Source organism: Mesorhizobium sp. WSM3879 (genome assembly GCF_002294915.1).
Classification (GTDB): domain Bacteria; phylum Pseudomonadota; class Alphaproteobacteria; order Rhizobiales; family Rhizobiaceae; genus Mesorhizobium.
On sequence record NZ_NSFZ01000004.1, the window covers coordinates 210,558 to 234,975 of the forward strand.

General features: G+C 63.5%; 18 protein-coding genes and 1 tRNA gene. 10 read left to right on the forward strand and 9 right to left on the reverse strand.

The genetic code is table 11. The features are described 5' to 3' along the window. Positions 1–2: 2 nt before the first annotated feature. Positions 3–890, reverse strand: coding sequence for a DUF2182 domain-containing protein (locus tag CK218_RS10950; protein ID WP_095827710.1), 888 nt, complete (start codon positions 888–890; stop codon positions 3–5). 98 nt (positions 891–988) lie between these two features. On the opposite strand from CK218_RS10950, the gene CK218_RS10955 reads away from it, so the two are divergent. Both CK218_RS10955 and hspQ read left to right on the forward strand, forming a co-directional pair. Further along, positions 989–2,200 carry a UbiH/UbiF family hydroxylase gene (locus CK218_RS10955; RefSeq protein WP_179294471.1) on the forward strand — a complete coding sequence of 404 codons (1,212 nt, stop codon included), beginning with the start codon at positions 989–991 and terminating at the stop codon, positions 2,198–2,200. Positions 2,201–2,426: 226 nt separating this feature from the next. Further along, complete coding sequence (hspQ, locus tag CK218_RS10960; RefSeq protein WP_066989816.1) at positions 2,427–2,750, forward strand: heat shock protein HspQ; 324 nt, start codon at positions 2,427–2,429, stop codon at positions 2,748–2,750. Positions 2,751–2,910: 160 nt separating this feature from the next. Here hspQ and CK218_RS10965 read toward each other — a convergent pair whose 3' ends face one another. After that, entirely contained in the window at positions 2,911–4,281 is a 1,371-nt protein-coding gene (locus tag CK218_RS10965) for an IS1182 family transposase (RefSeq protein ID WP_095827712.1), read from the reverse strand. 103 nt (positions 4,282–4,384) lie between these two features. Continuing rightward, on the reverse strand, positions 4,385–5,014 hold the full coding sequence (locus CK218_RS10970) for an invasion associated locus B family protein (RefSeq protein WP_095777677.1): 630 nt from the start codon (positions 5,012–5,014) through the stop codon (positions 4,385–4,387). 284 nt (positions 5,015–5,298) lie between these two features. Here CK218_RS10970 and CK218_RS10975 point away from each other — a divergent pair, with 284 nt between their 5' ends. From CK218_RS10975 to mgtE, 4 genes are all read left to right on the forward strand, one after another. Continuing rightward, positions 5,299–7,119, forward strand: coding sequence for an extracellular solute-binding protein (locus CK218_RS10975; protein ID WP_095827713.1), 1,821 nt, complete (start codon positions 5,299–5,301; stop codon positions 7,117–7,119). Positions 7,120–7,160: 41 nt separating this feature from the next. Continuing rightward, positions 7,161–7,841: a DsbA family protein gene (locus tag CK218_RS10980; RefSeq protein ID WP_095827714.1), complete on the forward strand. Its 681-nt coding sequence runs from the start codon at positions 7,161–7,163 to the stop codon at positions 7,839–7,841. 486 nt (positions 7,842–8,327) lie between these two features. Continuing rightward, positions 8,328–10,217 carry an ABC transporter ATP-binding protein/permease gene (locus CK218_RS10985; RefSeq protein ID WP_179294472.1) on the forward strand — a complete coding sequence of 630 codons (1,890 nt, stop codon included), beginning with the start codon at positions 8,328–8,330 and terminating at the stop codon, positions 10,215–10,217. A 367-nt stretch (positions 10,218–10,584) separates the two neighbouring features. Further along, entirely contained in the window at positions 10,585–11,946 is a 1,362-nt protein-coding gene (gene mgtE / locus CK218_RS10990; protein WP_095827716.1) for a magnesium transporter, read from the forward strand. 51 nt (positions 11,947–11,997) lie between these two features. On the opposite strand, the gene gor is transcribed toward mgtE, so the two are convergent. From gor to rpiA, 3 genes are all read right to left on the reverse strand, one after another. Next, the gene (gene gor, locus CK218_RS10995) at positions 11,998–13,386 is read right to left on the reverse strand and encodes a glutathione-disulfide reductase (protein WP_095827717.1); all 1,389 of its coding nucleotides are present in this window, start codon (positions 13,384–13,386) and stop codon (positions 11,998–12,000) included. Between the two features lie 114 nt (positions 13,387–13,500). After that, entirely contained in the window at positions 13,501–14,136 is a 636-nt protein-coding gene (locus CK218_RS11000) for a DUF2059 domain-containing protein (protein WP_095827718.1), read from the reverse strand. Further along, positions 14,123–14,854, reverse strand: coding sequence for a ribose-5-phosphate isomerase RpiA (gene rpiA, locus CK218_RS11005; RefSeq protein WP_095827973.1), 732 nt, complete (start codon positions 14,852–14,854; stop codon positions 14,123–14,125). Before rpiA ends, CK218_RS11000 begins: the two co-directional genes overlap by 14 nt. Before the next feature lie 153 nt (positions 14,855–15,007). On the opposite strand from rpiA, the gene CK218_RS11010 reads away from it, so the two are divergent. Next, positions 15,008–15,688, forward strand: coding sequence for a phosphoglycolate phosphatase (locus CK218_RS11010; protein ID WP_066989841.1), 681 nt, complete (start codon positions 15,008–15,010; stop codon positions 15,686–15,688). A gap of 126 nt (positions 15,689–15,814) precedes the next feature. Further along, a tRNA-Val gene (locus CK218_RS11015) sits at positions 15,815–15,889 on the forward strand. A gap of 85 nt (positions 15,890–15,974) precedes the next feature. Here the strand turns inward: CK218_RS11015 and CK218_RS30560 are convergent. Further along, a complete protein-coding gene (locus CK218_RS30560; RefSeq protein ID WP_164746760.1) occupies positions 15,975–16,145 on the reverse strand; it encodes a hypothetical protein in 171 nt (56 codons plus the stop codon). A 650-nt stretch (positions 16,146–16,795) separates the two neighbouring features. Here CK218_RS30560 and CK218_RS11020 point away from each other — a divergent pair. Beyond that, positions 16,796–17,482 (forward strand): Crp/Fnr family transcriptional regulator, encoded by a 687-nt coding sequence (locus CK218_RS11020; RefSeq protein WP_066989939.1) that lies wholly within the window; start codon positions 16,796–16,798, stop codon positions 17,480–17,482. Positions 17,483–17,498: 16 nt separating this feature from the next. Here the strand turns inward: CK218_RS11020 and CK218_RS11025 are convergent, their stop codons facing one another. Both CK218_RS11025 and CK218_RS11030 read right to left on the reverse strand, forming a co-directional pair. After that, positions 17,499–21,773 carry a cytochrome P450 gene (locus CK218_RS11025; protein ID WP_095827719.1) on the reverse strand — a complete coding sequence of 1,425 codons (4,275 nt, stop codon included), beginning with the start codon at positions 21,771–21,773 and terminating at the stop codon, positions 17,499–17,501. Positions 21,774–21,892: 119 nt separating this feature from the next. Further along, entirely contained in the window at positions 21,893–23,677 is a 1,785-nt protein-coding gene (locus CK218_RS11030; RefSeq protein WP_095827720.1) for an adenylate/guanylate cyclase domain-containing protein, read from the reverse strand. 410 nt (positions 23,678–24,087) lie between these two features. Here CK218_RS11030 and CK218_RS11035 point away from each other — a divergent pair, with 410 nt between their 5' ends. Next, on the forward strand, positions 24,088–24,345 hold the full coding sequence (locus CK218_RS11035; protein WP_066989847.1) for a PepSY domain-containing protein: 258 nt from the start codon (positions 24,088–24,090) through the stop codon (positions 24,343–24,345). Positions 24,346–24,418 lie beyond the last annotated feature (73 nt).

Below are 24,418 nucleotides of genomic sequence, written 5' to 3' on the forward strand. Positions count from 1 at the left end.
CCTCACGCGGAAACTAATAGCAGGGCGGCGGCCCACACAAGCAGTATCGCACCGGAAACCTGGCTGGCCACCCTGCCCGCGGTCTGTTTTTCGATCAAAGCGAACAGGCTGATCAGCGCCATCCAGAAGATGTTCATCGCGCCCACGGCGAACATGACCAGCATCAGCGCCCAGCAACAGCCGAGACACCAGACGCCCTGCTCCACTCCCAGGCGAAAGACACGCCCCGGCTTCGCGCTCCAGTTGGCAAACAGGATCGAGAACGGGTTGCGGCATCTCTTGAGGCACGCCTGCTTTAAGCCGCTGAACTGATAGAGGCCGGCGATCGCCAAGGCGACGGCCCCGGCAATCCCGACGACGGGATCGAGCACCTGTCCCGCGGCGGCAAAGCCATAGACCGTGAGCGTCAGCGCGGCGAAGGCCACTGAGGCGGCAAGCCAGGTCGCGAGGTATCCCATCACCAGAACCAGCGGATGGACGACGGGCTCGCCCTTGATCCGGGCGGTATCGGCAATCTCGCAATAGGTGCGGATCATCGGCGCCGCCGAGGGCAGCATCGTCGCCACCGCCATTATGAACCACATCAGGACGAGCGCCGACGCCCCCAACGAGCCTGAAAGCGGCGCCGGCGCAAGGCACAACGCGAAGAACCGGCCGAGGAAATCCGGCAGCGGCAATGGCGGCAGGTTCTTGAGCAGCGCATCGCCCGGAGCGCCGCCGGCAACGCGGCTTTCGGCGCCGCGAATAGCCATGGCAGCGAGGATCCACCAGGCAAGCACGACGCCCGCCCCGATAGTGAGCATCACGGCAAGGCGGGGGCTGCGCGCCAGTCCCGCCGTGGCGCGGCCGGCGCGGTCGAGATGGCGGAAATCGTGCTCCTGGGCGCTCATGCCAATCGAATGGGCCGAATCGCCGCGTTGATCAAGCCCGCCGATCTGCCCTATACCGCATGCAGGCCGACGGGCCGCCATCAACATGGAAGCCTGGTGTGGAGCAGAGTGACAAAGCCCGCATATTGATCGCCGGCAGCGGCCCGGCCGGCCTGATCGCGGCACTCGGCTTTGCCGAGGCAGGCTTTGCCGTGACGTTGGCTGGCCCCGAGGCCGCCGGCGGCGATGGCCGCACCACCGCCCTTATGAACCCTGCTCTCAAGGTGCTCGACCGCCTGGGCGTGCTGGCCGAACTCAGACCGCAGGCGGCGCCGCTGAAAATGATGCGCATCGTCGACGCAACACGCCGGCTGATCCGCAGCCCGACCGTCACCTTCCGCGCCAGCGAAATCGGCGAGGAGCAGTTCGGGCTCAACCTGCCGAACAAAATCCTGAGCCCGGTGCTTGCCAAGAAGGTCGCCGCAAATCCCGGCATCGAGTGGCGAAAGTCGATGGTCGATGCCTGGCGGCTCGACGCCGACCACGCGCATGCGAGCCTCGCCGATGGCAGTGAGGTCTCGGCATCGCTGGCGGTTGCCGCCGACGGGCGCCTGTCGCCGGCGCGCGAGGCCGCCGGTATCAAAGCCTCCGCCCGACCCTATCCTCAGTCGGCGCTCGTTCTCAATTTCAGCCATCGCAGCGAGCATGGCTTCATCTCGACCGAATTCCATACCGAGACCGGGCCGTTCACGCAGGTGCCGCTGCCGGGCAAGCGCTCCAGTCTCGTCTGGGTGGTGAAGCCGGAAACGGCACAGGAACTGGCCGCGCTCGACGATGCCACGCTGTCTGTTCGGGTCGAAGAGCAAATGCAGTCCATGCTCGGCCGGGTCTCGGTCGAGCCCGGCCGCCAAGTCTACCCGCTTTCGGCGGCCTCGCCCGGTCGGTTCGCGCAAAACCGTGTGGCGCTTGTCGGCGAGGCTGCTCATGTCTTCCCGCCGATCGGGGCACAAGGCCTCAATCTCGGCATCAGGGATATCGACGATCTAATTGGAATCGCCAGCGAAAATCGCGACGATCCCGGGTCGAGGCTGAGCCTTGCCGCCTACGACACGCGGCGCCGTCCGGACATCCTGGCGCGCAGCAGTGCGGTGAACTTGCTCAACATGTCACTGCTATCCGACATGCTCCCGGCGCAGCTTGCCCGCAGCGCCGGCCTCAACGTGCTGGGCAGCTTCGCGCCGCTGCGCGCCTTCTTCATGCGCGAAGGCCTGCGGCCGGGAAGCGGGTTTCGGGCGCTCGCCGGCGGCTTCAGGAAACAGGCCGCGCGCTGAGGCACATTTGCAAACTACCGCTTTCGGCCGAGGATTGCGCCTGCTGATAGGTAGCTTGGTGGGCCAGGGCGTCGGTAAAGCATTGCATTGGAGCAACGTCTGCGCCAAATCGTACCAAGCCGAAAGTCGGGGTCGATTTTTGAGCGCGTGACGTGTAGATTCAAGACCTTAGGCGCCCTGTGCGCGCAAGCCGCTGCGGCGCCTCGGGACCGAAGTGGTGAGTGCGATGAAGACGGCCAAATTCGCGATCGGACAAGTTGTTCGCCACCGGCTGTTTCCGTTCCGTGGCGTGATCTTCGACGTCGATCCGCAATTCGCCAACACCGAAGAATGGTATGAAGCGATCCCGGCGGACATGCGTCCAAGCAAGGACCAGCCTTTCTATCACCTTCTCGCCGAGAACTCCGAGACAGAGTACATCGCTTATGTATCCGAGCAGAACCTGCTCGAGGACCGGTCGGGCGAGCCGGTGCGGCACCCGCAGATCGGCGAGATGTTCGACAAGCTGCCCGACGGGCGCTACGAGCCGAAAGGTCACTCGAAACACTGACGGCTGGACAAGCGACAACAAAAAAGCGGGGCGCCTGCCCCGCTTCAGACTGCTGACGAACCCCGTCGATTTTCGGCGGGGTTTTGTTTTGCAGATTGATTGCGCTTGGGAAATTGGTGGCGGGAGCGGATGTCAGGAGGCCGCCGACGCAGATTTGGCCTCAGGCGAGGACCGGTTTGGGCTTTGGCCAGAGGCTGATTGCGATCTTTTTCATGTTCTGGGCGGCGGCTGCGATCAGGCACTGGCAGGCGACGCGGGTTCGCCCTCGGTAGCGGGCGTAGCGATGGCCGAACAGCTGCTTGGCATCGGCGAAGGATCGCTCGACCGTCTCCTTGCGACGCCGGTAGATGGCCTTGCCCCAAGCCGTGAGCCGGTTGGCATCGACGCGCTCGCGTTGATCCTGCCAGACATGGCGTGTGATGGTGCGCTCGGCCTTGGCGTTTGAGTTGCAGGAGGCCAGCAGCGGACAGTCGCGGCAGATGGCCGGATCGCTTCTGTAATGACGATAGCCGCCGCGATCGGTGCTGGCGTAGGTGAGCAACTGGCCCTGCGGACAACGATAGCCGTCCCGATCCGGCTCATGGACGAAGGCGCTCTTCCTCATCTTGCCGGGCCTTGGCGGGGTCGGGTTGCGATAGCCGATGACGCCCCGGATGTTCCTGTCCTCCAGCCCCTTGGCGATGCCTGGCGTGGCATAGCCGGCATCCAGCCCCGCCGCCGCCACAACGAAGCCGAAGCGCTCCACCTGGCGGTCGAGCCGGCCAAGATAGACGATCGAGTCATGCATGTTGGCCGGCGTGGCGAAGGTGTCGGTGATGATGCCGCAACGACCGTCCACCGTGCGGTGATCGAGATAGAAGAAGCCCTTCGGCTTGCCCTCGCGCACCATGTAGCCGGCCTCCGGATCGGCGCGCGAGACCTTGGTCTGCTTGACCGGCGGCTTGCGCTCTTTCTGCTTCAGCGGCTTCTGACCGTGCAGCGCCCGTTCCGTCTCGATGGCGCGGTCGAGCTCGCCCCAGTAGTCGGCACGCGACTTGGCGACCATGGCCAGGTCGTATTTGCCCTTGTTGGCGTTGGCCTTCAGGTGCGTGCTGTCGGTATACAGCACCGTCCCATCCACCAGCCCCGCAAGGATCGCCTGCTCCACGATGCGGTCGAAGATCGCCTGCGCGATCGCCTCGTCCTGGTAGCGCCGCCGACGGTTCTGCGACAGCGTCGAGGCGTCGAACACCTTGTCGGTCAGCTTCAGCCGCAGGAACCAGCGGTAGGCGACGTTGACCTCGATCTCGCGCACCAATTGCCGCTCCGAGCGCACCCCGAACAGGTAGCCGATGAACAGCGCCTTGAACATCAAGGTCGGGTCCAGCGGCGGGCGGCCATTGTCGGCGCAGTACAATGGCGCCGTCAGATCGTGGATGAACGAGAAGTCGATCGATCGATCGATCTTGCGCAACAGGTGATCGGCCGGAACCAGCTGATCCAACGTCACGATCTCAAGCGCGGTCTGTTCAGGGGCGGGTCGCTTCAACATGACCCAGTGAATCAAAAACCCCCGGCAAACGCCAGGGGTTTGTCAGCAGTCTGAAGCGGGGCGCCTGCCCCGCTTTTTGCATGCTGGAGAAACGCTCCAACAATCAGTTGGCGGTCTTCGCCTTGTCCTGCTCTTCCTTAAGCTTCTTGGCGAAGTCCTGGTTGTTCTTGGCGACGAAGTCCTGCAGCTTCTTTTGGCGGTCCTCGATGTCCGACTGCTGCAGCGGCGGGCCGTCATAGGCGCCGCTGAAGCCCGTCAGCGCAACCTTGATCGGGTTCGGCTGGTTCTGGAAATTGACCGAGGTGAGCGTGATCTGCTGGCCCTTCTTGAAGGACGCGACAAGCTGGTCGGTCAGCGGCACTTCGGCCACGCAGCGATCCGGGAAGCAGATCACATAGTCGAGCTTCTGCGCCTTGCCGGAATCGATCTGCAGGCCGATGCCCGGAGGAACGAGACGGCCGGTCGGCACCGTCACCTGGAACACCTTACGGTTCACTTTGCCCTTGAGCTCGATCAGGCTGACGCCGGTGACGAGCTGGCCATTGCCGGCGGTGACGATGTTCTGCACGTTGCAGATATCGACGTCTTCCTGCTTGGTGCAGGCCTTGAACCAGCCCTGCGGAATCTGCGGCGGCTGCTGGGCGGAAGCGGTGAAAAGCCCGGCGCCCAGAACGCCGACCACGCCTGCGGCCAGCACCGAAAGGCGATACGCGTTGCTCGTCATATGGTGCACTTTCCTCTCAAATGATCCCGGGGACCGGCTTCTTCCTGCCGTGTGGTCCCGCTACCTGTTGCCCAAATGAGGCAACAGCATGACTTCGGAGCGCGTGTTACACTGCCAGCGACGCCGAATCCAGCCCGGTTTCCGCGTTTTCTTGCCGCTTCTCCTGCCCTGGACGAACCTCCATCGGCGATGCGCCGACTGAACCAAGCGACCGGCGTGCGCCGATTCAATCGGGGAGCGAAATGCTCTAGGGTGCATGTCGAATCACCAAGCTGCCCGGCAAGGAGACGGTCATGGACCGCGTTCTCGTTCGGCTGATCGCCGCGACCTCGTTTCTGGCTCTCTCGCTGCTTCCGGCTTTGTCGAAACCGAAGCACGGCATCGCCATGCAGGGCGAGCCGGCGCTGCCTGCGGACTATACGCATTTCGACTACGTCAATCCCGATGCGCCGAAGGGCGGCAGCGTCACCTATTGCGTCGTCGGCAGTTTCGACAATCTCAACCCCTTCATCCTGAAGAGCCTGCGCACCACCGCGCGCGGCATGATCGACACGGTCTACGGCAACCTGGTCTTCGAGCCGTTGATGCAGCGCAACTACAACGAGCCCTTCAGCCTCTACGGCCTGCTCGCCGACAGCGCCGACATGGACCCGGGTCGCAAGAGCATCGAGTTCCACCTCAATCCCAATGCCAAATGGTCGGACGGCCAGCCCGTGACGCCGGAGGACGTGCTGTTCACCTACGATGTCTTCAAGGACAAGGGCCGCCCGCCTTACAGCGATCGCATGAGCATGATCGCCAGGCTGGAGAAGACCGGCGACCACAGCGTGAAGTTCACCTTCAACGAAAAGGCCAATCGCGAATTTCCGCTGATCGTCGCGCTGACGCCGATCATCCCCAAGCACGCCTTCGACAAGGAGACTTTCGACAAGACCACGCTGAAGCCGCTGACCGGCAGCGGCCCCTATACCGTGGACAAGGTGCAGCCTGGACTGCGCATCGTGTTCAAGCGCAATCCCGATTATTGGGGCAAGGACATCCCATCGAAGCGCGGCTTCGACAATTTCGACCAGATCACCATTGAGTATTTCCTCAATGCCAACGCCAAGACGGAAGCGTTCAAGAAAGGCATCTGCGCCCTCGACGACGAGACCGATCCGGTCAAGCGCGACCGCGATATCGACTTCCCGGCCTTTCGCAAGGGTGATGTGAAGCAGGAATATTTCGACACCGGTATTCCGCCCGTGGTGACGGGCTTCCTGTTCAACACCAGGCTGCCGAAGTTTTCCAATCCGGTCGTGCGGCGCGCCCTCGGCATGCTCTACGACTTCGAATGGGCCAACAAAAACCTGTTCGCCGGCAAGTTCAATCGCACCATGAGCTTCTGGCAGAACTCCGAGCTGTCCGCGCTCGGCCATCCCGCCGACGAGCGGGAGAAGGCGCTGCTTGCCCCCTACCCCGGCCGCGTCCCTGCCGAGGTGATGGACGGCACCTGGCGGCCGCCGATCACCGACGGCTCCGGCCAGGACCGCAAGGTGCTGCGAGCGGCTTTCGAGCTCCTGAAAAGCGCTGGCTATCACGTAGAGGACGGCCGGATGCTCGACCCTGAAGGCAATCCCTTCGGCTTCGAGATCATGACGTCATCGCAGGACGAGGAGCGGCTTGCCGCTCTTTATCAGCGCACGCTGGAGAAGATCGGCATCGATGTTACCATCCGCGGCCTCGACGGCGATCAAATCCAGTCGCGCAAGCAGCGCTTCGACTTCGAGGTGCTGATCGGCACAAGCGGTTTCAACAATTCGCTCTCGCCCGGCAGCGAGCAGGTGGGGCGCTGGGGATCCGTCGCCGCCAAGCAGGAGGGTTCATTCAACCTGGCCGGCGTCGCCGATCCCGCGGTCGACACGGCGATCAATGCGATGCTGAATGCCCGCACGAAGGAAGACTATGTCGCCGCGGTGCGCGTTCTCGATCGGCTGCTGATATCGGGCAACTACATGGTGCCCATGCAATACAACACGCAGCAGTGGCTGGCTTACTGGAGCTACCTGGAACATCCGCAAAAGACGCCCATATTCGGCTATCAGCTGCCGACATGGTGGCGAAAGCCCAACTGACGCGATCCCCCGCCTGACACGGACCAAGCAAGGAGACGAGCATGAGCGCGGAGAACTCGATCACCATCGATGTGGTGTCGGATGTCGTCTGTCCCTGGTGCTTCATCGGCCAGAAGCGGCTGGACAGGGCGATCGCCGCTGCCGGCGATATCGACGTGCACGTGCGCTGGCGGCCGTTCCAGCTCGATCCGACCATTCCGCAAGGCGGCATGGATCGCCGCGAATACATGCTGGGCAAATTCGGCAGCGAGGAACGCATCCAGCAGATCCATGCGCGCATTGAGCCGCTCGGCGAGGCGGAAGGGATCCATTTCGCCTTCGGCGCCATCAAGGTCGCTCCCAACACGCTGGACGCCCACCGCGTTCTCCGTTGGGCGGGGCCTGCCGGCGAGGACGTGCAGAACCGGTTGGTGCGACGCCTCTTCCAGCTGAATTTCGAGGAAGGCGCCAATCTCGGCGACCATGCCGTCCTAACCGACGCCGCCCGCGAAGCCGGCATGGACGGTTCCGTGGTCGAGACGCTGCTGCCCACGGATGCCGATGTCGAGGCGGTGCGCAACGAAATCGCCACCGCCTCGCGCATGGGTATCACCGGCGTGCCCTGTTTCCTGCTCGAAGCCAAATATGCCGTTATGGGCGCGCAGGACGCCGACACGCTGGCCGATGCTATCCGCCAGGTCGCTGCGGCCAAGGCGCGCGGTGAGCTCGAAACGGCGGGCTAAACCAAGTTCGCATCACCCCTCCGCCTAGCGGACGCGGAAGTCTGCTGAGAGAGATCCCCGCGGTCTACGGCGTTGATTCGAGGTAGCCCGAGGTCTCCTGACGGCCACTTTCGAGCCCTTCAACCCGTGGACCAACCGAGCATCGGGCTGAATATCCCTTCACAAAACCGTGTTTTCGGCTTCCCCTGGGGAAAGTCCTTTCCAGCCGAAACTCTGTTCCCAAACGGCTGAAACAAAACACGAATTCCCCGCCGATGGATATCAGCCGGCAAAGCTTTTCTGTTGCCTTCATGCCACGGCCGGTAACCCTGTTCCCATTCGGAGGAAGAAAATTAATGGAAAATGATCAATTGGTGTTACCATGTGTAACAAAACAGGAAAGGTTCGGGCGGGATCGTGATTCGGGTCGGTAGACCGCGACGTACAGTACCGGAGCAAACATCCAGCGAGGCGGCAAGGCCCTCGCCCCTGACGCCGGTATCGTCGATGCGCACATTCTGGGGGCTGATGCGAGCCTACTGGTTCTCCGACCGGTGGAAGGAAGCCTGGACCCTCACCCTCGTCATCGCGCTGCTGACAGCGCTCTCCAGCAAGGCTGGCGTGTGGTTTGCCATGGCATCGGGCGAGCTGGTGAATTCGATCGCCTTCTTCCACGACGCCGCCAATATCAATCCGCTCCAGACGCTTCTTACCAATGCCGGCATATTGGTGCTGTTGGTCGTGCTCAAGGACGCCGGCTTCACCGGAGTGCGAAATCTCGTTTCCGCAACCTTGCATCGCAAATGGCGGGGCTGGCTGAACAGCCAATTCAACCGAGCGCTGCTCGACGGCAACCATACCCATTTCCATGCCCAGCATGGCTCGGTTGCCGGCGGTATCGTCGCTCCCGACAACATCGACCAGCGCATCCAGGAATCGATCAAGGACATGACGGGCGGCGCCATCGGCCTTGCCATGGGCGTGCTGGGCGTGGCGACCTCGCTTTATTTCGTCGGCGAGAATTTGATCGGGGCCTCGGTGGAGGTCAAAGGGCTGGAGTTCCTCGGCAGCTATGGCAGTGCCGTGCTGGCCTTTCTGGCGGTCGCGACCTACGTGCCGCTCAACACCTGGATTGCGGTGAAGCTCGGCGGCCTGCTCGAACGTCTCAACATCCGCATGCAACAGGCCGAGGGCAGTTATCGCAGCGAATTGACGACCTTCCTGCGCCGCAGCTTCCACGTCGCCGCCTCTCACGGCGAGGATGTGCAGAAAACGATGCACGACAAGCTCTATGTCGACATCGACAAGACCTGGGGGCGGCTGAACGTCGTCAACACCAGCTACATGTCGTTCGAGCTGATCTACAATTTCATCGGCGCCCGCATCGTTTCCTACGGACCCGGTCTCGTGCCCTTCATTCACAACGGCTTCGATCTCAAGGGCTACATAACCGGCTCCGAAATGGTCGCGCAGTTGATCAGCCAGTGTTCGTGGTTCATCCATGTGATGCCCGCGATCGCCACGCTTAGGGCCAACAGCCAGCGTGTAACCGAGCTCGCCAGCGCCATCGAGAACGTCCAGCAGCCGCAGGAGTTCTACCGCCAGACCGGCCGCTCCGACTTCAGCTATGCCACGCAAAATCCCGTCTTCGGCCTGACCATCCAGAAGCTGGAGCTCGCGCATCAGGGCGAGGACGCAACGCCCTTCCTGAGCGCCGCCAACCTGCGCTTCCGCCGCGGCGAGTGGACATTCCTCAAGGGCGAGTCCGGCTGCGGCAAGACCTCGCTGATCAAGGCAATCAATGGTCTGTGGCCCTATGGCCGCGGCACCATCGTGTTCCCGGAAGGGGTGACGAGCTTCTATGCCGCCCAGGAGGTCAAGCTGCAGCAGGTCTCGCTGAAGCAGCTCGTCTGTCTGCCGGGTTCGGAAAACGATCACACCGACGTGCTGGTGGCGGCCGCCCTGCACAAGGCCGGCCTCGGCGAATTCATCGGCCACCTGGCCGATGAGAGCCGCGAAGGCAAGCTCTGGGATCAGGTCCTGTCGGGCGGGCAGAAGCAGAAGCTGGTGGTCGCCCGCATCATCTTGCAGCAGCCGGGACTGCTCTTCCTCGACGAAGCGACCGGCGCGCTCGACCCCGAAGGCAAGATCGCCTTCCACGAAGCGATCAAGGTCAATTGCCCCGATGTAACCGTGATCAGCGTGATGCACGAGGCCGTTCCGCCGCGGTCGCTTTCCGGAGAGGAATTCTATCATAGCGTCGTGGCGATCTCCGATGGCGTCGCGACCAAGAAGCCGCTCGCTCCCGCTCTGCCGCGCGAGCTCACGACGATCCTCGCGCAGCCCCGGTCGGCCGAGGACAAATGGTTGCGCTTCCGGCGGCTCAAGCAGAAATAGCAATCAGCCCAGCCCTGGTCCGTGGCCTCGGCAGCGGCCACTGTCGATCACAGTCTCGCGATTCGGCAATGCTTCGCTCATTTTCAGCGCTCGTCGCGATTGACTCGGCAAAACGCGCTCCTATGTTGCGCCCGCTCGCAGGTTTCCAACCTGCGGCACGCGTCCTTCGGACGCGGTCGCTGTAGAATCTTAGAATTGCGCATGCGCCTTTCCGAAAATCGAAGCCGATTTTCGGGGGTCATGCGCTACCCCGCGAGCAGAAAGGTCAAACCCGCCATGCCTGGCGACAGTCACAGTCGAACGCAACCGCCGTCCGCCTTGACGTGACCTGACGGCTCACGTCCTGCCGGACGGCAAGGAGTGAGCCATGAATGAATTCGCATCCGTATTGGACGATGAAGCGGTCGCTGTCGCCCGTGTTCTTGCCAACGACCACGTCGCGGACGTCGTCGAAGCCCTCAACCGCGAACCTCGCGAGACGGCCATCGAGCTGCTCTGCGCGGTGCCGTTCGAGCGGTTGGTCGAAATCTTCGACCAGCCGGAGCTCGAAAGCGCGCCGGAACTCGCCGCAGCCCTGCCGCGCGCGAAAGCAGGCAAGCTGCTCACCGCCATGTCGGTCGACCGCGCAGCCGACATCCTGCGCGAGCTCGATGAGCCTGCGCGCTCGGAACTGCTTGGCGCGCTTGCCCCACCGCTGCGCGCGACACTGCTTTCGATTCTCGGTTATCCCGAGGGCAGCGCCGCCTCGATCATGACGACCGAGTTCGTCAGCGTGCCTTCGGACTGGACCGTCGGCCGCACGCTCGACTACATCCGCAAAGTCGAGCGCACGCGCGAGACCGTCTATGCGATCTACATCACCGACAAGGACACGCAGCTCCTGCTGCGGGCGACGGGCTTGCGCCGGCTGATCACCGGCGAGCCTCAGGACTCGATCCTGTCGGTGGCGGATCGCATGCCGGTCACGGTCACGCCGCTGACCGATCGCGAAACGCTGGCGCAGACGATCTCCAAATACGATCTGCTCGCCCTGCCGGTTGTGGATCACGGCAAGATCCTCGGCATCGTCACCATCGACGACATCATCGACACCATGGTCGAGGAAACGACCGAAGACGTTCATCGTTTCGGCGGCATGGAGGCGCTGGACGAGCCCTATATGAAGATGGGCTTCCTCGCCATGATCCAGAAGCGGGCCGGCTGGCTCTGCGCGCTGTTCCTCAGCGAGATGCTCACGGCGAACGCCATGCAGAGCTACGAGGGCGAGTTGGAGAAGGCGATCGTGCTCACCCTCTTCATCCCGCTGATCATGAGCTCGGGCGGCAACTCCGGCTCGCAGGCGACCTCGCTCGTCATCCGCGCGCTGGCGCTGCGCGAGATCGGCCTTCGCGACTGGTGGCGTGTCGCCTTGCGCGAGCTGCCGACCGGTTTGGTGCTCGGCTCGATCCTCGGCATAGTCGGCATCTGCCGCATCGCGCTCTGGCAGTATTTCGGCTTCTACGACTATGGCTCGCATTGGATGCTGATCGCGGCAACGGTGGGCGCGGCGCTGGTCGGCATCGTCACCTTCGGCTCGCTGTCGGGATCGATGCTGCCTTTCGCGCTGAAGCGCATCGGCTTCGATCCGGCAAGCGCCTCGGCGCCGTTCGTCGCCACGCTGGTCGATGTCACCGGGCTGGTGATCTATTTCTCGGTGGCTCTGGTGATCCTGCGCGGCACGCTCCTCTAGCCAAGAAGCTTCGCGCCGCCCGCATGGCCGGCGGCGCCTCCCGGCTTGGCTTCAAACCCGCTCGCCGTTCTTCACGCGATAGGTCGGCTTGTACATGGTGACCAGCTCCTCCGCCGCTGTCGGGTGAACGGCCATGGTGCGGTCGAAATCGTCCTTGGTCAGCTCCGCCTTCAGCGGAATGCCGAGCAGCTGCGCCATCTCGCCGGCGTCAGGTCCCAGGATATGGGCGCCGAGCACTTTCCGCGACGCGCCGTCGACCACGAGCTTCATCAGCATCTTTTCATCGCGGCCCGACAGCGTGTGCCGCATGGGACGGAAAGACGCGCGATAGATCTCGATGTCCGGGAAGCGCTTGACGGCCTCGTCCTCGGACAGGCCGACGGTGCCGATCTCGGGCTGCGAGAACACGGCCGTCGGAATGGTATCATGGTCTGGCGCTGTCGGATTGCCTTTGAAGGCTGTCTCGATGAAACACATCGCTTCGTGGATGGCCACGGGCGTCAGTTGCACGCGGTGGGTGACGTCGCCGATCGCCCAGATATTGTCGATGCTGGTGCGGGAAAATTCATCGACGATGATCGCGCCGGTCTTGCCGAGCTCCACGCCGACGCCTTCGAGGCCCATATTTTCCGTGTTCGGGATGCGGCCGATCGCCAGCATGACCTGGTCGACGGTCAGCGTCTGGCCACTGGAGAGCAGCACGTCCAGTCTGCCCTCAGCGGTCTTGCGCACCCATTCCGAGATCGAACGGCAGAGGATCCTGATCCCCTTCTTCTCCATTGTCTCGTGCAGCGAGCGGCGAAGGTCCATATCGAAGCGCGAAAGAATTTCTTGGCCACGGTAGACCAGCGTGGTGTCGACGCCCAGTCCATGAAAGATGTTGGCAAATTCGACGGCGATATAGCCGCCGCCCTCGATCATGATCGCCTTCGGCAATTCCTTGAGATCGAAGGCTTCGTTGGAGAAGATGCAATATTCATGGCCGGAAAGCGCCGGGTGCGGAGCCGGACGGCCGCCCGTGGCGATCAGGATCTGGTCGGCGCTGACGGTGCGGTCTTCGGCAGTGAGATAGACGGAATGCGGATCGACCAGCACGGCGCGCGAATGGAAGGCCTCGCCGCCCGCACCTTCGACATTCCTCTTGTAGATCGCCTCCAGCCTGGCGATCTCCTTGTCCTTGTTGGCGACCAGCGTCGGCCAGTCGAAGCTTGCCTCGGGGACCATCCAGCCATAGCCGGCGGCATCGGCGAAATGTTCGGGGAATTGCGAGGCATAGACATAGAGTTTCTTCGGCACGCAGCCGCGGATGACGCAAGTACCGCCATAGCGATACTCCTCGGCAATGGCGACGCGCTTGCCGAGCGAGGCAGCCACACGGGCCGCCCTCACCCCGCCGGAGCCGCCGCCGATGACGAAGAGATCATAGTCGTAACCGGCCATCGAAAGGACTCCTGCGCAATGGAAGTGTGTCACAGGTAGGCGGACAGCAGGCAAAAGAAAAGCCCGGAAACCCGGGCTCTTCTGTCCAGTCGGCCGTCGGCCGCTTGAAACGGATCAGTTCTGCGAATTGTCGGCAGGGGCCGAGTTGTCGGCGGGAGCCTGGTCGTCTGCAGGCGCCGAACTATCGGCAGGAGCGGAGCCGTCGGCAGGAGCGGCCGCATCCTTCGCAGGCTTGGCCGGAGCCGCGGCCTTTGCGGCGGCGGCGAGCGTTTCGCCGACCTGCTGGGCGAGGTCGCGGGCGACACCGTTCTGCCAAATGTCGGCCGCCTTCACCAGGTCGCGCGTGACCGCCGGGCCGCTGTCGAGCAGCTTCTTGCCGGCTTCCGAGCTGTAGAAAGTGGCGATATCGTTGAGGTCCTTTTCGGAAAACACCTTGGCGTAGGCGAGCGCCGCCTCCTTCTCCAGGTCGGCGCGGCGCGCCGCCAAGCCCATGGCCTTTTCGGTGACCGTCTTGCCGATCAGTTCCTGCATGTCGGGATTCTTCTGGATCAGTTGGTTCTCAAGCGCGGCCGCCGCCTGCGGCAGGATATTGTCGAACGGGTCGGTGGCGTGGATAGCCGCAACTGCGGCCCGTGCGGCCTTCAGATGCGATTCGCTGATATCCTGCGAAAACGCCGGCGAGGACAGCGCAAGCACCGCTGAGGCCGCCAGAATGGTCGAAAGGCGGCGAACCCGTTTATGCAACATCATGGTCGATAGAACTCCCTGGTTTTCGGGCGGCATGGACGGTTTGGATGCCGTCGCCGCCGGCGATGACGGCGGTTGACGCCAGCCCGATGAATAGACCGTGCTCGACAACGCCTGGAATGGCGAAGAGAGCATTCGAAAGCGCTCTTGTATCCGGAATGCGGCCAAAAGATGCATCGAGGATAAAGTGGCCGCCGTCTGTAACAAATGGCTGCTCCCCCGTCATCCTCAATGTCACCGGGCCGGCAAGGCCGAGGCTTGCCGCCGCCGCGCCGACCGCGATCTCGGTGGCGCGCAGGCCGAACTTGTTGACCTCGATCGGCAGCGGGAAACGGCCGAGCGTCTCGACCATCTTGGACTGGTCGGCAATCACGATCATGCGCTGCGACGCCGCCGCGACGATCTTCTCGCGCAGCAGCGCCCCGCCCCCACCCTTGATCAACGTCAGCGCGGGATCGATCTCGTCGGCGCCGTCGATGGTGAGGTCGAGCTCCGGCGTTTCCTCGAGCGTCGACAGCGGCACGCCAAGCTCGCGGCAGAGTCCCGCGGTGCGCTCGGATGTGGGCACGCCGATGACGCTGAGGCCGGTCGCGACCTTTTCGGCGAGCAGCCGGACGAACTCGTCGGCGGTCGTGCCCGTGCCGATGCCGAGCCGCATGCCGCTGCTGACATGGGCGAGCGCCGCACGCGCGGCCTCGACCTTCAACTGCCTTGCGTCCATGCCGCTCCTGTCCCCGATTTCCATGGTTTGGCGCGCCTCCTAGCATTTTTGCCTGTCCCGTCAAAGGCTCTGCCTGTGGACCGATGGAGGCGGCTTGCTTGACCACCGCCCAGCTTGTATCGGCTGCGGAACCTCAATTATTCAGGACTGGCCATGACCCGACCGATCATCGTGTTCGACCTCGACGGGACGCTCATCGACACTGCGCCGGATCTGCTCGACAGCCTCAACCACAGCCTGGCGGCCGCGGAGCTTGCCGCGGTCGACCAAGCCGGCTTCAAGCGCTACGTCGGCCATGGCGGCCGCGTGATGATCGAACGCGCGCATGCGGCGCAAAACAAGGCGCTGATGGCGGAAGAGCACGACCGGTTGCTGAAGCTTTTCCTCGACCACTACACGATCAACATTCCAGGCAAGTCCCGCCCCTATCCCGGCGTGGTCGCGGCTCTCGACCACTTCCAGGCCGCCGGTTATCTGATGGCGGTTTGCACCAACAAGTATGAAGCGAATTCGGCGACGCTGATCGGCGCGCTCGGTCTCGACAAATACTTTGCCGCGATCTGCGGCCAGGACACTTTTGCCTTCCGCAAACCCGACCCGCGCCATCTGACCGAAACCATCAAACTGGCTGGCGGCGATCCGCACAACGCCCTGATGGTCGGCGATTCGCAGACCGACATCGACACCGCCAAGGCGGCCGGTATTCCGGTGGTGGCGGTCGATTTCGGCTATACGGATCGTCATGTGCGCGAGTTCGAACCGACGCTGGTGATCTCGCATTTCGACACGCTGACGCCGGAATTGGCCCAGCGTCTGATCGCGGCGGCGCGCTGAGCGCCTGCCCAGATCGAGCCGGCAGGAACCCGAAATCGGTCCGCAGGATAACGTCGGCACATTGCCTTGACTTCGCGCACGCGCCTCCCTTATATCGCGGCTCGCTTCGGCCTTCGGGCAACGAGCGGGCGATTAGCTCAGCGGGAGAGCACACCCTTCACACGGGTGGGGTCGCAGGTTCAATCCCTGCATCGCCCACCATCCAACTTCCCGAAAGTTGGATGATCCGGCCGCGATGAACCTCTTCAATTTCGTGCAGCGGGGCAGCTCGCGTCCGGGAGGCCGCTTAGATCAGGCCTCGGCGCACATTCAAATGCGTTACTCCGGTCACCAGAATGGCGCCGGTCATGAAGTAGAGCGTGGCTATGATGTTGCCCTGATGGAAATGCAGCCCGGCAAACAGCAGGGCCATAACCACGGCAAGAAATGCGATTACACGCGAGAAGTTATCGGGCATGGGGCAGCGAACCTATGCAAATAGGATGGATAGCTGCCCTCAATCAGCCGCGTGCTCCATAGATCGGTTTTCGATTTTCCGCAATTGCCTTTGAAGCACTGCCGCAATGTGGTGCCTGCTGCGGCGGGTGCCGACAACCGGGCCGCTGCCCTTGTCGCCGACATTGCGTTCGAAGGCGCTGAGTTCGTCGGTCGGGGTCGTCGGCCTGGTCCATGCGGGGCGGCGGCAAGCCGCTGCTGGACAATGGCGACGCTTCTGTGATCGCCTTCACATACGCCGCGGAGGCGTCGCGCACAGATATCGCACCGGGGGCATTGGCTTCTGCTTCAATGCATGGGCTCCAACGGCCTCCGGACCTGAAAGCTCGGCAGGGAGTTTCGATCACCTAGCCATTTTCAGATTTGCTGTTCGCGCGCGTCGGTCGCCTCCCGCCACGCGCGCGAACGGCGTTTCGTAGTTCGGTTCGCGTCCGCCAGCGCGCTCCGGTTCCCGATGCAAGGGACAGTTGCCGGCCAGTTTGATGCCGGCAGCGCACGTCTGGCGCCCGATCTCCAAAGGCCGTCGTGTGTCGCCGCAATCGAAGGAGACAGGCTTTGATCGAGCATGCACTTGTCATACAATTTCCGCTCAACGAGAGGCGGAACCGCATCATGTCCACAGCCAGCGCAGACGACAGGAGCACCCTGCCGCGTCTGGCGCGGATCGATCCGCGCCAGTTCGATTTGCTGTTCGGCGGCTGCAAGGTCGAACGTTATGCCGCCGGTCAGCACCTGTTCGTCCAGGAGGACGCATCCGACCGCATCTACGGCGTGATGAGCGGCACGGTCGAGATTTCGCTCTATTCACCGGGCGGGCAGAAGCTGGTGGCCAATATCGAGCTGTCGCGCAGCCTGATCGGCGAGATCGGCGCGCTCGACGGACGCCCGCGCACGGCAACCGCCATCTGCCTCACCGCATGTGAGCTGGTTTCCCTCAGTCGCGCGCAACTCTTTGATCGCATTGAAAAAAATCCACCGCTGGCGCGCGCCATGATCGAGCTGTTGTGCACGCGGCTGCGCTGGGTCAGCGGGGAACTCGGCGACCAGGCCTTCTTCGGCATCGAGGCCCGGCTGGCGAAACGGCTGGTGTTCCTCAGCGGCGTCATGGCCGACCCCGCCGGCTGGATCCCGATTTCGCAATCGGAACTCGGCGAATTCCTCGGCGCGACGCGCGAGTCGGTCAACAAGACGCTCAACGACTGGCGCAACCGGCACATGATCGACATCAAACGCGGCGGGCTGCGCATCACCAATGCCGCCGCGCTGAACCACATCGCCGATTCGCAGGACGACGACTGAACGATTGTGACCCGAATCAGAGCCGCGAAATCAGGTAGCGCAGCGCGGACCGGCTCGGCATGAAGAAGTAGCCGCCGCCTTTCGTGGTGACGAATTGCGGCATGTCCCTGAGCACCGTCACCTTTTCCCAGGACGGAATCGAGAACCGGCCGCCGCCGTCGCGCGCGCCGATCGTCGGATCCTTTTCGCCGACAAGGCCTTGGAACGAGCTCGACGAGACCCAGGTCTGCTGAATGAACTCGTATTGGCGTTCGATGTCGGCGTTGAGGCACATGAAGAGAAGCCCCTTCTCGATCTTCCCGCTGCGGTCCTTCTTCTCATAGGTGCGGCCGACGCGCAGGATGCGGTGGCGCTTGCCGATCCTGATCTGCGTCTCGCGATCCTCGCCAAGCGAGTCGCGCGGATTGGAACGGCGTATATGGGAGCCGAGCGGACAGCGATGCCCCTGCGGGTCCTCGGCGCCGAGCCCGAAGTCGTTGTCGACGCCACGACCCGGGCGGCCATCGGGGTTGCGCACCAGCGAACTGCCGTCCTGCCAGCGGCCGAGCATCTTGGCCGCGACCCAGCGCGGCGTGATGGCGTTGTCGCCGGTCTCGCGCGCAGCCCGCGCGGCGGCATGCTTGCAGTAGTCATCGAACAACTCGACATGCTGCTCGAACTGGCGCACGACCAGGAACGAGCCGTTGCGGCCGAAATCGCGCGGCGGCGGGGGCTGACCGGGGATCTGCCGGTTGCGCCGCACCTGAGACAGGATGCCGGTCCGATCCTGTGCTGCCCGGACGGAGGGCGAGGCTGGATAGAACCCATGCTCGTCGCGATAGCCGAACAGGAACTCGCCCGGCGCGACCAGGTGCATCGGCGCGGCACCCTTGCTGGCGCGCGACGTACCCCTGACGATCGGCTGCGAGACGCCGTCGGCAAAGCCGAAATGCTCGTAGGCGCGGGCGCGCTCCGGCTTGCCGTCGTTGCCGGCATGTTGCGTTGTCCCACCGTCCTTCTTTGGCTCGCGGTTCACGACAAGCGGCAATTCGGCAACGATCTTCATCCCTGCGCCTGTCGTCCTTCGCTTCGCGGCCGCAACCTCCCCCTTCAGTACCGCCGGCTCCGCGGCGTAGCAGATGACGACTGCGTCGACCGGCGCCGTGGCCGAACCCCACTGCCATTTGTCAGGCGCATCGGGGCCGGTGTCGTCGAGGATGCGGCTGCGCTCTGGATTGCCCATGCCGTGGCGAAAGGCAGCTGGGAATGTGTCGAGCGGATCGTCGTCGACGCCGCCCTTCAGCCCGAGACGGCGCAAACCGTCGGGACCGAACGCCACCGTCATGGCGCGTCCGGCCGGCACGCCGTCGCCGAAACTGGTCTTGTCGATGACGAAGTCCAGCCACGCTCTCCGTTGCATCGCCGGCAGTTCTTCCGGCACCCGGATCGCCAGCATATGCGCGTGGCCAAGCGCGCCGAACGGGCCGAAGAAAATGGATTGGATCTCGCCGGCTTCCAGTTCTTCCGCGGGCGAAGGCGCCGGTTCACGGCCGACGGTTGCAGCCGGCCTTGCCTGCGGCCGCTCCAGCGAGCCGAACAGGCTCACCCAGTTCCGGGCCTCGCTGCCGGTGGCGGAAGCAATGCCGCGCCGGATCTTCGAGTTGATACGGATGCGCGCGGTGTTGAGATGCGGATAGGCAGAGTACCAGAACAGCGTCGGCACCTGCTGACGCCGCGCCCAGCGCTTGAAGCGGTCCCCGTCGCGCGCGCCGTCGAGGAAGAGCCAACGCGTGCGCGGGTAGCCTTCCGTGTTGCTCCATACGCCGGTCAGGCCCTCTGAGGCCTTGGCGATGAAGTCCTCGAGATAGCTTTCCCAGCTGCCGCCATAGTTGGAGAAGAACATCAGCTTGTCGGTGCCCGGCAGCAGCACCCAGCGGGCGAAGTGAATGGTGTTTATGGTGGCGAGGAACCCCGGCTTGAACACCTTCTGCGCCGATATCGAGATCAGGTAGAAGGAAAGCCTCAGCGCCAGCCGCCGCAAGGTGCCGGCCTTCATCGTCGATATCGCGGTGAGATGGTTTTGCGCGCAGTGGTCCTCATTGGCGAGGATCCTGTCCAGCGCGCCGAGATCGATCGGCGTGTTCTGCGGCCGGTCCTTGTCCTCGAGGCGCCGCAGGCTGAGGAAGCACAAGCCGATGAACAGCAGGGCTATCGCGAGCAGCCCCAGCACCGCCAGCAGAAGCGCGGTGCCGGCAATTGCGACGTTGGTGAAGGTGACGCCGTGCGGATTGCCGAACACGAGCACATAGGTCATGCGCCAGCAGGCAAGGATGACGATCGCGACGGTGGCGAGCACAGCCGGCGCAAGCAGCGTCGTCGTCAAGGCCCGCCACCAGCGGCCCGGGGGCCGCTCCAGCAGGCTCTCAGCCGGCTCGAAGGCCCAGCCGAATTGCCCTAGCGACTGGGCATGCCGGCGCGCCTCGGTGAGCACAGCAAGGGCGTTGCCTGTACCCGCGCGCGGCTTTTCGACGATCTCGCGCACGCTGTCGGCAAGCTCTGCCTCGGCAAGGATGCGACGCACCGAATGGCCAGGCGTTCCGGAAAAAACCAGCCCTGCCGTGCTGCCGAAGGACGGCGAGATCTCGATGTGATGCTTCTTCAGGAAGTCCTGCAGCGAAGAGTCGTCGGGCAGACCGCACACGGCCCTTAAGATCGGCCGCAGGCGGTGGCCTATGGCCTGCGTGATGGCACCGATGACATCGTCGGTGCTGCCGTCGCCAGAGATTTCGAGTACGAGCGCGCCCGTCTCGAGGTCCGATTTCTCGTCCCTGCCGGTGGCGGCGACAGCCAGGCTGGCGAAGTGGACCGTGCCGACATTGTCGAGCGCATTGCCCACCTCGTCGATCGCCGGGTTGCCAAGTGCGCCGACCTTGTCGCGCACGGCACCCAGCGGCACCGCACGCCTGATCGGGCAAACCACGGTGACCATCGACTGGTCGACCGTGCGGCAAAGCGGCGAGCGCTCGAAATCGACCTTGAGGCTGGCCGGATAGGCGCCGACATTGACCATCTTGCCGGCTCTGCCGCGCGCGCGGCGGAGCTTGGGCTTGCTGAACAGGGCGCGAACGCATTCGCCGATCTGAATGCGGGCGATCTCGGCCCCGATGCACAGATGAATGCCGTGGCCGAACACCATGTAATCGCGATGAGGCCGCGAGGTGTCGAATTCGTTTGGCCTTTGCACGATTTCGGGATCGAACATGGCGGAAAGGGTCGCCGGCATGACGACCGTTCCAGCCTTCACAAGGCGCTCTCGCCGGGTGCCCTGGCCGATGACCGCGTCACGGGCGGTGTAGCGCCACGGGCCGACCCAGATCGGCTTGAAGCGCATGGCTTCCAGGATCGCCCTATCGAGTTTGCCGGTATCGCCCGCTGCAATGGCTGCGTCGACAGCCTGCCTTGCGTCTGACCGCGACAGGATGACGTCCAGGCAATTGCCGCCGGCAAGCACATTGGTCGGAACGAAGCCGGCAATCATACCGAGCATGATCGAATGGATGTCGGGCTGCGATAGGCGCCCTTGATCCATGAGCGCGACAAGGCGCGCCAGCGGCCGTTCGTCCTTCCCTCCTCTGTCCCTGACCGCGGCAATCGAGCGGTCGATGACCTTGATCAGACGATCGCCGCCGACGATCGCGAGCTGACGTGTCGTTGGGCTCGCTGTCGGATCGGAAAAGAACAGCGCGCTGAGCGCGATCGACCAGTCGGCGAATTCGGTTTCATCGTCGATCTCGAGGCCGAAATAGTCGCGACAGATGCGTACCGGAACGATCTTCACCAGCCCGCCGACGGCGTCGAAGCCGGGGCTGGCCCGGGTCATGATGTCGCGCGAATGACGCTCGGCGATCGGCCTGACGGCGGCTTCGACTTCCGCCGGCGGAAAGGCGCTCAGCACGGCCGATTTCATTTGCCGGTAGGCGGCCCCGTCCTGCATGCCGAGGATGAAGTTCGACCCCCTGGCCAGTTCTGCCATTTCCGGCCCGTACGGTGTCTCGAACTCGTCGCCGCGCTCCAAAATGTCGCGCACATCGACGCCTTTGGTGACAAGCAGGAAATTGCCGAAGGCCAGGTTCGGCCAGAAGCGGCGCAGCAGCGCCAGCAGCCAGCGCGGGTCGTTGAAAAGGAAGCCGGCGATACGGGACGCAAGCCCCTTGGCGCGGAGCCGGTCGATATCGAAGGGCGGCATTTCGGCGACAGGGCGCTGGCTCTTCTGGGCAGCGCGGACAGCAGCGAAATACTTCAACTTGATCATGCGCGTTCGAGCCCCCCGGCTGTCCACGTCACTGCGATGCCGGCTATTGTCTGGCCTAGGTTTGGTTCGGTCCGGCGTATGTGATTTTTTTCACAATCATCGGTGTTCGGTTCCAGCGATCATGCGATGGACTTGGCCTGGCCGAAATTCGCGATCAGGAAGTTGTTCTTCGCAGGATCGACGAACGGTATCCAGCGAATCCGCTGCTCGGAAAAATCGGGATGCCTGGTTGCCAGAATGGCGCGTTCGCGTTCGGCCTCCTCAAGACGGCCGCTTCGCATCAAGGCGCCGATTTTGAGGAACCTGGCGTAGAAATAGCCCGGCGAAAGGTTGAGCGAGCGATCGGCAACCGCAATTGCCGCCGGCCAGTCCTCGACCAAACAGTATGCGGCAGCCAGCTCGCCCAGATTGTGAAAGCGGTAGAGGTCGAACGGGCTCAGCCGCTCGGTATCCAGGAAGAACGGGATCGCGCCGGCGGCATCGCCAAGCAGCAGCCGCGCGCTGCCCATTGCCGAGCGGGCGAAGGCAAAGCTCGGATTGATGTGGATCGCCTCGGCCAGATGCTCCGCCGCCGATGCCGGCTGGCCGCGCATGATGTCGGCCGCCCCGAGATAGGCGTGCGGCCGCGCGTCGAGGCTGTCCATCAAGAGCGACTTGCGCGCAAATTCTTCGACCTTGGCCAGGTCGTCGCTGTCGCCGAAGCGCAGCCATGCCCGCCAGAAATACCACCATGCCAGCTCGTTCAGCACGGCGCTGGAATTCGGATCTTCCTGGTAAGCCTTCTCGAAGAATTCGAGCGCGATCTCGGTGTCTTTGCGCGTGCGCCTGTTCATGTGCCAGCGGCCCCGCCGCACCAGCTGCCAGGTCTCGAGGCTTTCCCACGGCACCTGGAAGGTGCGCACCTGCTCGGCTCGGTCGACCTCCTTGTCGAGGATCGAAACGATCTCGCTGCCGATCTGGTCGCGCAGGCTGAAGATGTCGATGAGGTCGCGGTCGAAGCGCTGCGACCAGACCAGGCGCCCGTTTGACGTGTCGGTCAGCGAGGCGTTGAGGCGTATCTGGCCGCTGTGGCGCGCCAGCGTGCCGCCGACGATGTAGCGCGCGCCAAGCGCATTGCCGATGAGCCTGGTTCCGAGCTGGTCGTCGCGAAACTGGAAGCTGGAGCCCTTCGCGATCACCGAGAGCCAGCGGGTGTTGGACAGGCCGTAGATGATGTCTTCCGCAATGCCGTCGGCCATGTAGCCGACGTCAGGCTCGCCTCCGTTGCTGCCGTGAAACGGCAGCACCGCGATTGCCGGCGGGCCCTTCGATGCGAGTCTGTCATGGACGGGAGCGGTAGGGATGGCGGCCAGCGGCGCAGCCATGGCCGCGCCGTTGCCGCCGCGTCCGGCGATCAGCACACGTACAGGCAGGGCGATGTTCTTGAGCATGAACTCGCCAAGATCGGTGAAAACCGCCGCCGTCTTGTCCTTTACGTGGTGCCAGGTCGTCTCTGAGATAGCTAGACCGTCATGCGGAGCGAATTCCTGGAGGCGCGCGGCAATGTTGACGTCGTCGCCATAGAGGCGGCCCTCGCGGACGATGACGCCTCCGGTGTTGATCCCGGCCCGGAACGGCATGCGCATCTCATCCGCGGCCGAGGCATTGAGTGCCATGATCCGGCCCTGGAAATCGAACGCCGCGCGCAAGGCTTCGATTGGATTGCCGAATTCGGCCATGATGCTGTCGCCGGCAACACCAAACGTGCGGCCGCCAAAGGCGCCGCAGCTGTCGGTGATGATATCGCGCCTTTCCTCGAAGGCCGCGACGGCGCGCTCGTCGTCGATGCCCATCAGCCGCGAAAAACCAACGGCGTCGATAGAAATGATTGTCGCAAGCTGACGGGTATAGTTCCGTTCAGCCATGGTTGAGCCCCCGGTCCCTGTTTTCGGTCCAGAACAGGCGACTTCCGCTCCCAAAAACACTTCGCCGTTTGCCGATGGAAGATCCCCGGCAGGCTCGGCGCGCCGTTGCCACCCTGTTGGTCCGGGACTCTAACAGGGTCTGGCCAAAAGCTCTACCACGAACAGCTAATGGAAGGCGGTTTCGGCGCAAGCCATGGTTAGTCGTTCGTTACCTGAAGTCCGATGTTGCAGAAGCCTCCTTACTTGGCGGATTCGCGCCGTTTTACTTATTTAAGCTTTCGCGCATAGAGGTCGCGCCGGGCGTGACGGACCAACTGTGGAGCAAGGCGTTGCCCGCCGTTGGCGGAACCAACGGGCCAGGATTCGAGTTGTCAGCGCGTTCATGCCACCACGAGAGATTGAGGGCAGTCATGCGCGGTGTTCTTTTGGCAAGCGGTATCGCGTTTTTCCTTGTCGGCGGGTCGGCTTTCGCGGCCGAAGCGCAAGCGCTGCCGCCGCAAAATGCCAAGAAGCTCTCGGAAATCCTGACCAAGGTCGAGAAGCGGAGCGACTTCCAGTATATCAAGGAGGTCGGCTGGAGCAGCGACGGCTATACCGTCACCTATTACACGACCGACAAGGCCAAGGTCGAAATCACCTACGATCCGGTCACCGGCGAACCGAAGTAACGCCTGATACGGCCGCCCGCAGCTGGGCCGCGCCTCCCTATCCGAGACTTGCGTCGATGCACGTTTGATGGCT

Bases quoted from the DNA above. Each gene is read 5' to 3' on its own strand.
- CK218_RS11000 (WP_095827718.1), bottom strand. From the start codon at position 14,136: ATGATGTTGCATAAACGGGTTCGCCGCCTTTCGACCATTCTGGCGGCC.
- CK218_RS11010 (WP_066989841.1), top strand. From the start codon at position 15,008: ATGACCCGACCGATCATCGTGTTCGACCTCGACGGGACGCTCATCGAC.
- CK218_RS10980 (WP_095827714.1), top strand. From the start codon at position 7,161: ATGAGCGCGGAGAACTCGATCACCATCGATGTGGTGTCGGATGTCGTC.
- mgtE (WP_095827716.1), top strand. From the start codon at position 10,585: ATGAATGAATTCGCATCCGTATTGGACGATGAAGCGGTCGCTGTCGCC.
- CK218_RS10965 (WP_095827712.1), bottom strand. From the start codon at position 4,281: ATGTTGAAGCGACCCGCCCCTGAACAGACCGCGCTTGAGATCGTGACG.
- hspQ (WP_066989816.1), top strand. From the start codon at position 2,427: ATGAAGACGGCCAAATTCGCGATCGGACAAGTTGTTCGCCACCGGCTG.
- gor (WP_095827717.1), bottom strand. From the start codon at position 13,386: ATGGCCGGTTACGACTATGATCTCTTCGTCATCGGCGGCGGCTCCGGC.
- rpiA (WP_095827973.1), bottom strand. From the start codon at position 14,854: ATGGACGCAAGGCAGTTGAAGGTCGAGGCCGCGCGTGCGGCGCTCGCC.
- CK218_RS11020 (WP_066989939.1), top strand. From the start codon at position 16,796: ATGTCCACAGCCAGCGCAGACGACAGGAGCACCCTGCCGCGTCTGGCG.
- CK218_RS11025 (WP_095827719.1), bottom strand. From the start codon at position 21,773: ATGATCAAGTTGAAGTATTTCGCTGCTGTCCGCGCTGCCCAGAAGAGC.
- CK218_RS11030 (WP_095827720.1), bottom strand. From the start codon at position 23,677: ATGGCTGAACGGAACTATACCCGTCAGCTTGCGACAATCATTTCTATC.
- CK218_RS11035 (WP_066989847.1), top strand. From the start codon at position 24,088: ATGCGCGGTGTTCTTTTGGCAAGCGGTATCGCGTTTTTCCTTGTCGGC.
- CK218_RS10985 (WP_179294472.1), top strand. From the start codon at position 8,328: ATGCGCACATTCTGGGGGCTGATGCGAGCCTACTGGTTCTCCGACCGG.
- CK218_RS30560 (WP_164746760.1), bottom strand. From the start codon at position 16,145: ATGCCCGATAACTTCTCGCGTGTAATCGCATTTCTTGCCGTGGTTATG.
- CK218_RS10950 (WP_095827710.1), bottom strand. From the start codon at position 890: ATGAGCGCCCAGGAGCACGATTTCCGCCATCTCGACCGCGCCGGCCGC.
- CK218_RS10975 (WP_095827713.1), top strand. From the start codon at position 5,299: ATGGACCGCGTTCTCGTTCGGCTGATCGCCGCGACCTCGTTTCTGGCT.